11 protein-coding genes are annotated in these 12,298 nt (G+C 70.9%); 6 read left to right on the top strand and 5 right to left on the bottom strand.

Annotated elements, in window-relative coordinates; genetic code table 11:
• Nucleotides 1-213: 213 nt before the first annotated feature.
• Both ybaK and EG812_RS07775 read right to left on the bottom strand, forming a co-directional pair.
• A complete protein-coding gene (ybaK, locus tag EG812_RS07780) occupies nucleotides 214-690 on the bottom strand; it encodes a Cys-tRNA(Pro) deacylase (protein WP_126711218.1) in 477 nt (158 codons plus the stop codon).
• A gap of 10 nt (nucleotides 691-700) precedes the next feature.
• The gene (locus EG812_RS07775; protein ID WP_126711217.1) at nucleotides 701-2,005 is read right to left on the bottom strand and encodes a THUMP-like domain-containing protein; all 1,305 of its coding nucleotides are present in this window, start codon (nucleotides 2,003-2,005) and stop codon (nucleotides 701-703) included.
• A 336-nt stretch (nucleotides 2,006-2,341) separates the two neighbouring features.
• Between EG812_RS07775 and groES the strand changes: the two genes are divergently transcribed.
• Both groES and groL read left to right on the top strand, forming a co-directional pair.
• Nucleotides 2,342-2,650 (top strand): co-chaperone GroES, encoded by a 309-nt coding sequence (groES, locus tag EG812_RS07770; protein WP_013735873.1) that lies wholly within the window; start codon nucleotides 2,342-2,344, stop codon nucleotides 2,648-2,650.
• Nucleotides 2,651-2,720: 70 nt separating this feature from the next.
• On the top strand, nucleotides 2,721-4,364 hold the full coding sequence (groL, locus tag EG812_RS07765; RefSeq protein ID WP_126711216.1) for a chaperonin GroEL: 1,644 nt from the start codon (nucleotides 2,721-2,723) through the stop codon (nucleotides 4,362-4,364).
• Nucleotides 4,365-4,545: 181 nt separating this feature from the next.
• Here groL and EG812_RS07760 read toward each other — a convergent pair whose 3' ends face one another.
• Nucleotides 4,546-4,929 carry a WhiB family transcriptional regulator gene (locus EG812_RS07760; RefSeq protein ID WP_043725796.1) on the bottom strand — a complete coding sequence of 128 codons (384 nt, stop codon included), beginning with the start codon at nucleotides 4,927-4,929 and terminating at the stop codon, nucleotides 4,546-4,548.
• Nucleotides 4,930-5,183: 254 nt separating this feature from the next.
• Between EG812_RS07760 and EG812_RS07755 the strand changes: the two genes are divergently transcribed.
• Complete coding sequence (locus EG812_RS07755) at nucleotides 5,184-5,978, top strand: helix-turn-helix transcriptional regulator (protein ID WP_126711215.1); 795 nt, start codon at nucleotides 5,184-5,186, stop codon at nucleotides 5,976-5,978.
• An 85-nt stretch (nucleotides 5,979-6,063) separates the two neighbouring features.
• Here EG812_RS07755 and EG812_RS07750 read toward each other — a convergent pair whose 3' ends face one another.
• Entirely contained in the window at nucleotides 6,064-6,483 is a 420-nt protein-coding gene (locus EG812_RS07750; RefSeq protein WP_013735869.1) for a DUF5319 domain-containing protein, read from the bottom strand.
• A 206-nt stretch (nucleotides 6,484-6,689) separates the two neighbouring features.
• Between EG812_RS07750 and guaB the strand changes: the two genes are divergently transcribed.
• From guaB to EG812_RS07735, 3 genes are all read left to right on the top strand, one after another.
• Nucleotides 6,690-8,252, top strand: a complete 1,563-nt coding sequence (guaB, locus tag EG812_RS07745) for an IMP dehydrogenase (RefSeq protein ID WP_126711214.1) — start codon at nucleotides 6,690-6,692, stop codon at nucleotides 8,250-8,252.
• Nucleotides 8,253-8,280: 28 nt separating this feature from the next.
• The gene (locus EG812_RS07740) at nucleotides 8,281-9,399 is read left to right on the top strand and encodes a GuaB3 family IMP dehydrogenase-related protein (RefSeq protein ID WP_126711213.1); all 1,119 of its coding nucleotides are present in this window, start codon (nucleotides 8,281-8,283) and stop codon (nucleotides 9,397-9,399) included.
• Between the two features lie 142 nt (nucleotides 9,400-9,541).
• Complete coding sequence (locus tag EG812_RS07735) at nucleotides 9,542-10,939, top strand: M1 family metallopeptidase (RefSeq protein ID WP_199743844.1); 1,398 nt, start codon at nucleotides 9,542-9,544, stop codon at nucleotides 10,937-10,939.
• 118 nt (nucleotides 10,940-11,057) lie between these two features.
• On the opposite strand, the gene EG812_RS07730 is transcribed toward EG812_RS07735, so the two are convergent.
• Nucleotides 11,058-12,173 carry an LCP family protein gene (locus EG812_RS07730; protein WP_013735865.1) on the bottom strand — a complete coding sequence of 372 codons (1,116 nt, stop codon included), beginning with the start codon at nucleotides 12,171-12,173 and terminating at the stop codon, nucleotides 11,058-11,060.
• Nucleotides 12,174-12,298: the final 125 nt, after the last annotated feature.

Below are 12,298 nucleotides of genomic sequence, written 5' to 3'. Positions count from 1 at the left end.
GAAGTGCTCGTGTCACCGCGGTGGCATCGGCAAGCTGAAATGCCTGGTCATACGCCTACATCGGCGGACGTGGCAGACAGCAGAGGGTGCACGCCCCGGCGCACCTTGGCCTCATCGGGCCAGGAGGTAGGGCGAATCGACACGGTTTCGGTGCAGTGCGGCTGACCTGCACTCCGGGGTCCCACCGTTGCGGAGCCACGGTGATGACCGAGGTCAGGTGGCGAGGGGTGCGGTCCGGGCGTCGGTGAGGGCGACCAGATCGGCCGGGGCCAGTTCGACCTGAAGGCCGCGCCGGCCCGCCGACACGTACACCGTGTCGTGCTCCAGGGCGGAGTCGTCGAGCACAGTGGGTAGCCGCTTACGCTGCCCCAGCGGGCTGATGCCGCCGCGTACGTAGCCGGTGGCGCGTTCGGCGGCGCCGCGTTCGGCAAGCGTGGCCCGCTTGCCACCGACGGCCGCGGCCAATGCCTTGAGGTCCAACTCGCCGGTCACCGGCACGATCGCCACGGTGAGAGCACCGTCCACCTCGGCGATCAGGGTCTTGAAGACCCGTCCAGGTGGTACGCCGATCGCGGCGGCCACCAACCCGCCGTAGTTCGGCGAATCCGCCGCGACATCGTAGGGATGGGTGCGATGGGTGATGCGGTGCTTCGTCAGCAGCACCATCGCCGGCGTACCCCGTCCCGTCATGTGCGCCAACCTAGCTGCGCCCCCGGTCCGAAGGCCAGACACTTTCCTGCCTCGACCCTCCGTGGCCCTTGCTGGTGACCGGCTGGCAGACCAGCACCGTCGGGGCGGCGGCGACCCGGGTCAGCACCAGGCTCGCCGGCTGGTCACCGGTCAGGCGCAGGTCGTGCCGGAGCCGTTCGGGTTCCAGCGCCGAGCCACGCTTGAGGATCTCCACCCGGCCGACCCGGCGCTCCCGCAGCAACGCCCGCAGTCGCTTCAGCGAGAACGGCAGCACGTCGGTCACCTCCAGGCAGCGGGCGTACGGCGTCGACGTCGGCGCGTCGGCGTAGAGGTAGGCGATGCTCGGGTCGGCCAGCGAGGCATCCAGGTCGGCGGCGAGTTCGGCGACCAGGTGGGCGCGGATCACCGCCGGGTCAGGGTCGTACAGGTAGCGGCGTACCGGCCCGACCGGTGCCTCCTGCCGTCCCGAGCCGACGAGTTGGTGGACGCTGGTTCCGTTGACGAGGTGATAAGAAGGGGCCCCTTTACTACCGGAGGCGTTAACAGGGGGCCCTTCCTTCAACACGGTCGCGCGGCGGGGGGTTTCGGCGAGCGGGCCGCACCAGAGTGCCGCCTCGACCAGGTTGCCGTCGACGCTCACCCACTCGGCCTCGGTGCCGGCGGGGATGAGGGCGTGGTCGAGACCGGGGGCGACCTTCACCACCGTCCGGGGCACCCGTTGCGCGAGCCCGGTGACGAAGTCCCACGGCGGCGAGTACGAGTTCGGGTCGAAGATCCGACGTCCGGTCCCGGCCCGGCGGCGCGCCGGGTCGCAGAAGACCGCCTCGACCCGGTTCACGTCGAACGCGGTCGCGTCCCCGCACTCGACGGTGAACAGCTCGGCCAGCCCGGTTGCCTGCGCGTTCGCCTCGGCCAGCGCGGCGGTGAGCGGGTCGGCCTCCACGCCGTACACCCGGATGCCGGCCTGGGCGGCGGCGAGCGCGTCGGCCCCCAGTCCGCAACCCAGGTCGGCCAGGCTGGTCACCCCGGCCTTGCGCAGCCGGCGCGCGCGGCGTCGCGCGACCACCCCTCGGGTGGCCTGTTCCAGGCCGGGCCGGGTGAAGAACATGCCGCTCGCCGCCGGCCCGAACTTGCCCGCCGCCCGGCGGCGCAGCTCCGCCTGGGTCAGCGCCGCCGCCGCCAACCCGGCGGGGATCCCGGCCGAGCGCAGCGCCGCCGCCGCGGCCAGCGGGTCACCGCCGGCCACCCGGGCCGCCGCCGCGAGCGCATCCGACCCCTCGGGCGTACGCAACGCCGCAAGCTGCTCCAGATCCACCCACCCATTGTCCCGACCCACCGACCACCCCATCCGCCCGGCCGGGTGTGATCGACACGGTTACGCCGCACGCCACCGGGCGGGCCGCTGGTGTCGGAAAGGTGTCGACACGAGAGGGGAGCGTTGGCACTCTCCTTGACGGAGTGCTAGCCGAGGAATAACCTGCGATTAGCACTCTCACCCTGAGGGTGCCAACCCTCGGGCCCTCGTGCCCGGGAGTTGAACGCCAGGCGGACCGGCACCCGCGACGACGGCCCCGCCCGGTGGCATGTGGCAGATTGACGCTGGTCGGTACGCCGACCGGTAACGAAACCAGTACCCCAGGAGGGTATGCCCGTGACTACCGCGACCAAGGTTGCGATCAAGCCGCTCGAGGACCGGATCCTGGTCCAGGCGAACGAGGCTGAGACCACCACTGCGTCGGGCATCGTGATTCCCGACACCGCCAAGGAGAAGCCGCAGGAGGGCACTGTCCTCGCTGTCGGCCCGGGTCGTTTCGACGACGACGGTGACCGGATCCCGATGGACGTCAAGGTCGGCGACACCGTCCTCTACTCGAAGTACGGCGGCACCGAGGTCAAGTACGCCGGCGAGGAGTACCTGGTGCTCTCCGCCCGCGACGTCCTCGCGATCATCGAGAAGTAAGCAACCGATCAGTGTCGTTGCCCCGGTCCGGCTCGCCGGGCCGGGGCAACGTCGCTTCGAAGGGACATACATGGCGAAGATCCTGAGCTTCTCGGATGACGCCCGGCACCAGCTGGAGCACGGTGTCAACGCGCTCGCGAACGCGGTCAAGGTCACGCTCGGGCCGCGCGGGCGCAACGTCGTCCTGGACAAGAAATTCGGTGCGCCGACGATCACCAACGATGGTGTGACCATCGCCAAGGAGATCGAGCTCACCAACCCGTACGAGAACCTCGGCGCGCAGCTGGTCAAGGAGGTGGCGACCAAGACCAACGACGTCGCCGGCGACGGGACCACCACCGCGACCGTGCTGGCCCAGGCGATGGTCCGCGAGGGCCTGCGCAACGTGACCGCGGGCGCCAACCCGGCGGGTCTCAAGCGCGGCATCGACGCCGCCGCGGCCAAGGTCTCCGAGGCGCTGCTCGGCAAGGCCGTCGAGGTCTCCGACAAGAAGTCCGTCGCGCACGTGGCGACGATCTCGGCGCAGGACTCCACCATCGGTGAGCTGATCGCCGAGGCGATGGAGCGGGTCGGCCGCGACGGTGTGATCACCGTCGAGGAGGGCTCGGCGCTGCAGACCGAACTGGACGTCACCGAGGGTCTCCAGTTCGACAAGGGCTTCATCTCGCCGAACTTCGTCACCGACGTGGAGGCGCAGGAGTCGGTCCTGGAGGACGCGTACATTCTGATCATGACGCAGAAGATCTCGGCGATCGAGGAGCTGCTGCCGCTGCTGGAGAAGGTCCTCCAGGACAACAAGCCGCTGCTGATCATCGCCGAGGACGTCGAGGGTCAGGCACTGTCCACCCTGGTGGTCAACTCGATCCGCAAGACCCTCAAGGTCTGCGCGGTCAAGGCGCCCGGCTTCGGTGACCGCCGCAAGGCGATGCTCCAGGACATGGCGATCCTGACCGGTGCCGAGCTGGTCGCCCCCGAGCTGGGCTACAAGCTCGACCAGGTCGGCCTGGAGGTGCTCGGCACCGCCCGGCGCATCGTGGTCGACAAGGAGAACACCACGATCGTCGACGGTGGTGGCCAGGCCGGCGAGGTCGCCGACCGGGTCGCCCAGATCCGCAAGGAGATCGAGGCTTCGGACTCCGACTGGGACCGGGAGAAGCTGGCCGAGCGGCTGGCCAAGCTCTCCGGTGGCATCGCCGTGGTCAAGGTCGGCGCGGCCACCGAGGTCGAGATGAAGGAGCGCAAGCACCGCATCGAGGACGCCATCGCCGCGACCAAGGCCGCGGTCGAGGAGGGTACGGTGCCCGGCGGTGGCGCCGCCCTGGCCCAGATCCTGTCGGTGCTCGACGACGACCTCGGCTTCACCGGTGACGAGAAGGTCGGCGTGTCGATCGTGCGCAAGGCGCTTGTCGAGCCGCTGCGCTGGATCGCCCAGAACGCCGGGCACGACGGGTACGTCGTGGTGCAGAAGGTCACCGAGGGCAAGTGGGGCCACGGCCTCGACGCTGCCATCGGCGACTACGTGGACCTGGCCGCGTCCGGCATCATCGACCCGGTGAAGGTGACCCGTAACGCGGTCACCAATGCCGCGTCCATCGCCGGCCTGCTGCTCACCACCGAGAGCCTCGTGGTGGAGAAGCCCAAGGAGCCGGAGGCCGCCGCCGCTGGGCACGGCCACGGTCACGGCCACAGCCACCAGCACGGCCCGGGCTTCTGAGCCGTCCGTGACACGGTACGGCGGGTGCGCCGCTCCCCCGGAGCACCCGCCGTACCGCTCGGCGGCTGTCAGCTGACAGGGCGCAGCACACGAGGATCAGCCGGCACCGGTTCCCGCCATGGCGCCGGAAGCACACTGCCGCGCCCTGTGCAGGGCGCGGCAGCGGTGGTTCATGGGTGGATCAGGCGACGTTGCGTTGGGTGGGGACGGTCGACCGGTGGCTGCTGCCCAGCCGGGCCTCCAGGCGGGCGACGTCCACCCGGGTCTGCCGGCGGTCGGCGAGATCCTCCCAGCCGACCGCGAGCAGCCGCAGCCGCTCGGATTCGCTGAAGCCGCCCCAGACTCCGTACGGCTCCCGCACGGTCAGGGCGTGCGCGGCGCACTCGGCCCGCACCGGGCAGGCGCGGCAGACGGCCTTCGCACCCGATTCGCGGCGCAGCCGCGACGAGCCCCGCTCGCCGTCCGGGTGGAAGAACTGTGCGCTGTCGCGGCCCCGGCAGGCACCGAGGCGCTGCCAGTCCCACAGGTCGACGATGGGTCCGGGCAGTCTGCGTACGTTCGACATCAGCACCCCTCCTCTCGCGCGGCACCGCGAGATGCTTGTTGGCCGGCTGTCCGGGCGGCGGGCCGCGCAGGGCACCGTTCCCGGCCTTGAGCCCCCGGTACCCCGGCCGTTCTCGGCTCACACGTCTTGTGATCCAAAAGCTGTGGCGACTTGGGGCAAATGACCTATCTGTCGGAAAACTTGGGAGGATTGCCCGGAAGTTCCTCCCGAGGCTGCCCGGTCATGGTCTGCTCGTCTGCGGAGAGGAGATCGTTGTGCGTACCGTTCTTGTGTGCGTTCGGACGCCGCTCGCTGCACAGCATTTGACTTCCGCAGCGGCGCGGCTGGGATTGTCCGGTGCTGTCCGGACGGCCGTCTCCGACCCCGAGGTGATGCTGCGACTGGCCGAGCGTCCCGCCGACGTGGTGCTCGCCGACACCGCCCTCACCCGCCCCGACAGTGCCGGGTTCGTCCGGCGGGTACTGGCACGCGCGCCGCAGGCCGCGGTGCTGCTGCTCGGCATGGAGGAGTCCGAGGCGGCGGCGGCGACGATCCATGCCGGGGCGCGTGGGCTGATCCAGGGCATCGACCATGACCTGACCAGCGCGGTCGCCAAGGCGCTGCTGCTGCTGGCCGCACCGGGTCGGGCAAACCGGCACCGGATCGCCGACCCGGCGCGGGACACCGCGGCGGTGGGCGGCCAGCGGCCGGCGCCCAACGGTCGGCCCACCGGCGACAGCTCCCCGACCTGGACGGCAACGGACGCGGCGGGCAGCCCTGCGATGGTGCCGGTGCAGCGCGGCGAGGATCCGGCCGAGCCGGACGCCGAGGAGGAGAAGAGCGCCGCCAGGCAGCCCCGCGCCGACCGGTCCACGATCGGGCTCACCGAACGCGAGTTGCAGGTGCTGCTCGGCATGGCCGAGGGCAGGAGCAACGCCGAGATCGGCCGTGAGTTGTTCGTCTCCGAGGACACCGTGAAGACCCACGCCCGGCGGCTGTTCCGCAAGCTGGGCGCCCGGGACCGGGCTCACGCGGTGGCCGCCGGATTCCGTGCCGGCCTGGTCGCCTGACGGCCGTAGGCCGCCGACCCCGTCGGGGCGAGTCCTCTGTGGGTGACGGCTGTGCTCCGCTGATGCCGTCACCCGGGCGTACGGGTCAGTCCCGAGAGGCGGCCTCGTCCTCGCTGTCCTCGGTGCCCTCGCTGAGGGTGTCGTGCACGCCGTCGGCGTAGCCGCGCGCGTAGTCCCAGGTGACGTAGTGGTCCGGGTCCGGATCGAAGGCCGGCTCGTGCACCCGGGGTCGCCCGGAGCTGAGCAGGTGCCGCAGGTTGCCCCGGAGCAGGTCCCAGTCGAAGTAGTGCGGCTCGCGGCAGTCCTCACACTCGATGACGAGCCCGCGTACGCCGATCGGCGCGAGCAGCGCCTGGTAGATCTCCAGGTCGGCGAGATCCTCCAGCACGTCCTGACGTTCGACGTCGGTCAGTGGGTCGAGCGAGGAGTCGCGGTCAGGGTCGTCCAGGCCGGCTGCCGGGTCGGCGGGGTCACCGGTGAACGGGTCGATGGGCTCGTCTTGCACCCCCTCACCGTAGACCTAAGCACCCGCCGATGCCCGTCCCCCGTCGAGCAATCCAGCTCGGGACATCCCGTCGCTGCACCTACCGCCGCTCGCGGGTGCCACCGGAGCCACTGGGTACGATGGGGCTGACGCCTTCCTGCCCGGCCGTTTGCCGGTGCCCAGACCACCCTCACTGAAGCCCGTTCGAGCAGCTCAGGAGAGCAATCGTGGAGAATTCGCCCCAGACCGACCTTTCCGCCGGCGCCGATGCTGGCGAGCTGGGCGGCCACCTGCCCGAGCTGCCGGCGGGCTCGGCCCGGGTGGTGCCGCTGGGGCTGACCTTCGACGACGTGCTGCTGCAACCCGGCGAGTCGGACGTGGTGCCCAGCCGGGTGAACACCGTCACCCGGCTCACCCGCAACGTCACCCTCTCCATCCCGCTGCTGTCCAGCGCGATGGACACGGTGACCGAGGCGCGGATGGCGATCGCCATGGCCCGCCAGGGTGGCATCGGCGTGCTGCACCGCAACCTCTCCGTGGAGGACCAGGCGCTCCAGGTCGACCTGGTGAAGCGTTCCGAGTCCGGCATGATCACCAACCCGGTCACCGCCAGCCCGGACGACACCCTGCGTGAGGTCGACCAGCTCTGTGGGCGCTACCGGATCTCCGGCGTGCCGGTGGTGGACGCCGAGGGGCAGTTGGTCGGCATCGTCACCAACCGGGACATGCGGTTCGTCTCCGACCCGGCGACGCCGGTCCGCGACATCATGACCCAACCGCCGCTGGTCACCGCCCCGGTCGGGGTGAGCAAGGACGAGGCGCTGGGCCTGCTGCGCCAGCACAAGGTCGAGAAGCTGCCGATCGTCGACGGTTCCGGCAAGCTGCGCGGGCTGATCACCGTGAAGGACTTCACCAAGAGCGAGCAGTACCCGAACGCCACCAAGGACGACGCCGGTCGCCTGCGGGTGGCCGCGGCGATCGGGGTCGGCGAGGACGCCTACAAGCGGGCCCGGGCGCTCGTCGACGCGGGTGTCGACGTGCTGATCGTGGACACCGCGCACGGCCACCAGCGGGCCGTGCTGGAGATGGTCGCCCGGCTGAAGAAGGACGTCGCCATCGACATCGTCGGCGGCAACGTGGCCACCTACGCCGGGGCGAAGGCGCTCGTCGACGCCGGTGCCGACGGGGTGAAGGTCGGCGTCGGCCCGGGTGCCATCTGCACCACCCGGATCGTGGCCGGTGTCGGCGTGCCGCAGATCACCGCGATCATGGAGGCCGCCCGAGCGGCCCGACCGGCCGGCGTGCCGGTGATCGGCGACGGTGGCATCCAGTATTCGGGCGACATCGCCAAGGCGCTGGTCGCCGGGGCCGACACGGTGATGCTCGGCAGCCTGCTGGCCGGCTGCGAGGAGAGCCCCGGCGAGCTGATCTTCGTCAACGGCAAGCAGTTCAAGGCGTACCGGGGGATGGGTTCGCTCGGTGCGATGCAGTCGCGTGGGCAGGCGAAGTCGTACTCCAAGGACCGCTACTTCCAGCAGGACGTGACGAGCGACGAGAAGCTGGTCCCGGAGGGTGTCGAGGGTCAGGTGCCCTACCGTGGGCCGCTGTCGCGGATGGCCCACCAGCTGGTCGGCGGCCTGCGGCTGGCGATGGGGTACGCGGGCGCGGAGAGCATCGCCGAGCTGCACCAGCGTGGCCAGCTGATCCGGATCACCGCTGCCGGGCTCAAGGAGAGCCACCCGCACGACATCCAGATGACCGTCGAGGCACCGAACTACCACACCCGCTGACCCCTTTCGTTGAAAACTGGAGCCCCCCATGCGTGACGTGGTCGAGATCGGGCTGGGCAAGACCGCGCAGCGCGGCTACCACCTGGACGACATCGCCATCGTGCCGAGCCGTCGTACCCGGGACGTGGACGACGTCTCCACCGGCTGGCAGCTGGACGCGTACCAGTTCGGCATCCCCTGCGTGGGGCACCCCTCCGACGCGACGATGAGCCCGGCCTCGGCGGTACGCCTGGGCCAGCTCGGCGGCCTCGGCGTGCTCAACGTCGAGGGGCTCTGGACCCGCTACGAGAACCCGACCAAGGTGCTGGAGGAGTTGGCCGGCCTGGGTGAGGACGCCCGCGCCACCAAGCGGCTCCAGGAGGTGTACGCCGAGCCGATCCGCCCGGATCTGATCACCGAGCGGGTCCGTGAGCTGCGCGAGGGCGGCGGCACGGTGGCGGTGCGGGTCTCCCCGCAGCACACCCTGGCGCTGGCCCCGGTGATCCTCGACGCGGGCGTCGACCTCCTGGTCATCCAGGGCACCATCGTCTCGGCCGAGCACGTCTCGACCACCGACGAGCCGCTCAACCTCAAGGAGTTCATCGCCGACCTCGACCTGCCGGTCATCGTCGGCGGCTGCACCGACTACAAGACCGCGCTGCACCTGATGCGTACCGGCGCGGCCGGTGTGATCATCGGCATCGGTGGCGACGAGTGGTCCACCACCGAGTCGGTGCTCGGCATCCGGGTGCCGATGGCCACCGCGATCGCCGACGCCGCCGCAGCCCGGCGGGACTACCTGGACGAGACCGGCGGCCGATACGTGCACCTGATCGCCGACGGCGACATCCGTACCTCCGGGGACATCGCCAAGGCGCTCGGCTGCGGCGCGGACGCGGTCATGCTCGGCGAGCCGCTGTCGCTCTGCGCGGAGGCCCCGGCCGGTGGCGCCTGGTGGCACTCGGCCGCCAGCCACCCGTCACTGCCCCGAGGCGCCTTCGAGGTGGCCGGCGAACCGCTCGGCTCCATGGAACGCCTCCTCTTCGGCCCCGCCGACGAGCCGGACGGCCAACTCAACCTCTTCGGCGGCCTCCGCCGCGCCATGGCCAAGTGCGGCTACCGCGACCTCAAGGAATTCCAAAAAGTAGGCCTAGTCCTGGACCGCTAACCCCCACCCCCACCCCCACCCCCGTTCCTGCGTCGATCATGGAGTTGTGGTCGCAGGTTCGTGGTGGTTTCGGGTGGTTCGCCGCGACCGCAAGTGCAAGATCGACGGGGTGGGCGGCGGTAGGCTCGGCGGGGTGAGCAGGGTGGTGGGGTTGCGGTGGCGTGGGGTTGCGGTGGCGGTGGTGGCTGCCGTGGCACTGGTGAGCTGCACGGGAGAGCGTGAGGACGGGTTCCGGCCGGGCAGTGTGGACGTTGCCGATCCGTATGTGCCGGGCAGTGGCAACGGTGGCTACGACGTCGACAATTACCGGCTCGCAGTGCGGTACGACCCGGCCGACGACCGGCTCGTCGGGCGGGCCGTGGTGACCGCGACCGCCACGCAGAACCTCTCCCGGTTCAACCTCGACCTGAGCGGTCTCACGGTCGACTCGGTCACCGTGGACGGTGCCTCCGCCGAGCACCGGCAGGCCGACGGCGAACTGGTCGTCACGCCGAGCCGGAGGCTGGCGAACCTCAGCCGGTTCACCGTCGAGGTGAGCTACGCCGGGGTGCCGACGGCGGTCACCGACGGTGTGCTGGGCAGCGGTGGCTTCCAGCACACCGACGACGGAGCGATCGCCCTGGGCCAACCGCACTCGGCGGCGACCTGGTTCCCGGTCAACGACCACCCCTCCGACAAGGCGACCTACGACATCGAGGTGACGGTCCCCGAAGGGCTCGCCGCGCTGAGCAACGGCGTACCAGGGGAGCGGACCACGGCCGACGGGTGGACCACCTGGCGTTGGGCCGAGCGGTCACCGATGGCGAGTTACCTGACCACGCTGGTGATCGGTGACTACCGGGTGGACGTCGGCACGCACAGCGGCAAGCCGATGATCACGGCGGTGCCGGCCGACATGCCGGCCACCGGGCCGCAGGCGCGGTCGCTGTCGCGCACCGGTGAGATCGCCGACTACCTGGCCGGTCTCTTCGGGACGTACCCGTTCGAGGCGTACGGCGGGGTGGTGGTGGCCGACCCGAGGATCGGGTACGCGTTGGAGACACAGGCCCGACCGGTCTACGGCCCCGGGTTCTTCCGCTCCGGCGAGCCGAACTACGGCGTGGTCGTCCACGAGGTGGCCCACCAGTGGTTCGGCAACAGCGTGGCGCTGGCCCGGTGGAGCGACATCTGGCTCAACGAGGGCTTCGCCAGCTACGCCGAGTGGCTCTGGGAGGAACATGACGGCGGCCCGAGCGCCCAACGCAACTTCGAGCAGCAGTACGCGGTGACGGACTGGTCCCGGCCCACCCTGGATCCCGGTCCCGGCGCGATGTTCAGCACCGCCGTCTACAAGCGCGGGGCACTTGTCGTGCACGCGTTGCGGCGTACCGTCGGCGACGACGACTTCTTCCGGATCCTGCGCACCTGGACCACCGAGCGGCGGGACGGCACCGCGACCACGGCTGACTTCGTCGCCCTGGCCGAGCGGATCTCCGGGCGTCAGCTGGGCTCGTTCTTCGACGCCTGGTTGACCGGCACCACCGCACCCGCGTTGCCCTGACCCGCCGCCCGGCCGCTGGTCGCCCGGCGGGCGCAGAAGCCGGTCCAGTAGGGCGTTCAGCACGCCGAGGTGCAGGCCGCGGTCGGCGAAGACGAGATCCGCGATCTTGACAGTCGCCCTATCGGGGCACCACCAGTTTCGGGTGCTCGGCGAGGAACTCGTCGACCTTGCCGGCCCGCAACTCGGTGATGAAGCGGCGGCCGGTCTGGGTCAGTTCCTCACCCCGGTAGGCGTTGCCCCGACCGACCGCCGCGCCGGGCAGGGTGACGAGCGTCAGCGCGTCGGGGGAGAGCCCGCCGAGGGCGTACGCGAACTCCACGATCCGTCGCCCGCCGACGTAGACAAGCATGTCGCCGAGGGCCGCCACCACCTGCTCGACCCGCTCGGGCTGGCGGGCCAGGTCGGTGTCGAGGATCTTGCCGACCAGCGACCGGATCAGCTGCTGCTGGTGGCGTTGCCGGGTGTAGTCGCCACCGGGCAGGTAGCGCTGTCGGGCGTAGTCCAGCGCCTGCCAGCCGTTGAGGTGCCGATCGCCGGGCTCGTAGACCATCTGCGGTCCGACGTACCCGCCGACGCCCGGCCCGGGTGAGCGGTGTTTGCCGTCGGGCTGGCGATGCCGCGAGACCACCCGCTGGTCGACGTGGATGTCGACGCCGCCGAGGCTGTCCACCAACTCGTCGAAGCCGCCGAAGGTGAGCACCGCGCCGGCGTCGATGCGCAGCCCGGTGTAGTCGCTCACCACCTGGCTCAGCAACTCGTACCCCTGGGCCGGGTCCGGCTGCTTCGGGCGGTCCGGCACCCGGCTGCCGTAGCTCATCGCGTTGGTGAGCTTGGTCCGACCGCCCCGGTAGCCGGCCGGCTCGAACGCCGGGATGTCCACCACCAGGTCGCGGGGGAGCGAGAATAGGTACGCCCGGGACAACCCCGCGGGTACGTGCAGGATGAGCACCGCGTCGGCGTGCGGCTCCCAACCCGGCACGCTGACCCGGGTGTCGATGCCGACCAGCAGCAGGTTGAGCGGGCCGGTGATGTCGGCGCCCGGCGGCGGGGTGCTCGGGCTCGGACTCGGTGGCGCGTCGGCCGACGCGCTCGGGCCGGTCGGTCCGGCGGTCGGTGTGCTCCGGTCGGTGCCGACCAGCCGGGTGATCACCACCGCGCCGACGGCCACCACCGCCACCGCGACCAGGGCGGCGAGCACCAGCGTCAGCCGTCTCCGAGGTTCTCCGAGCATCATTCCCCCGCCTTCTTCGCGCACCTGCCGACACAACGCCGTGAGGTGGGCTCAGGGTTGCGTCGACCGCTATGTCGCTTCGATCACCCGCGTGGGCTTCTCCCGAGCGGGCTGCGCAGCATGATTGC

The organism is Verrucosispora sp. FIM060022, assembly GCF_003977705.1.
Classification (GTDB): domain Bacteria; phylum Actinomycetota; class Actinomycetes; order Mycobacteriales; family Micromonosporaceae; genus Micromonospora; species Micromonospora gifhornensis.
The sequence above is the reverse complement of the archived record's forward strand: the minus strand, read 5'-3'. Positions and strand labels throughout refer to the sequence as shown.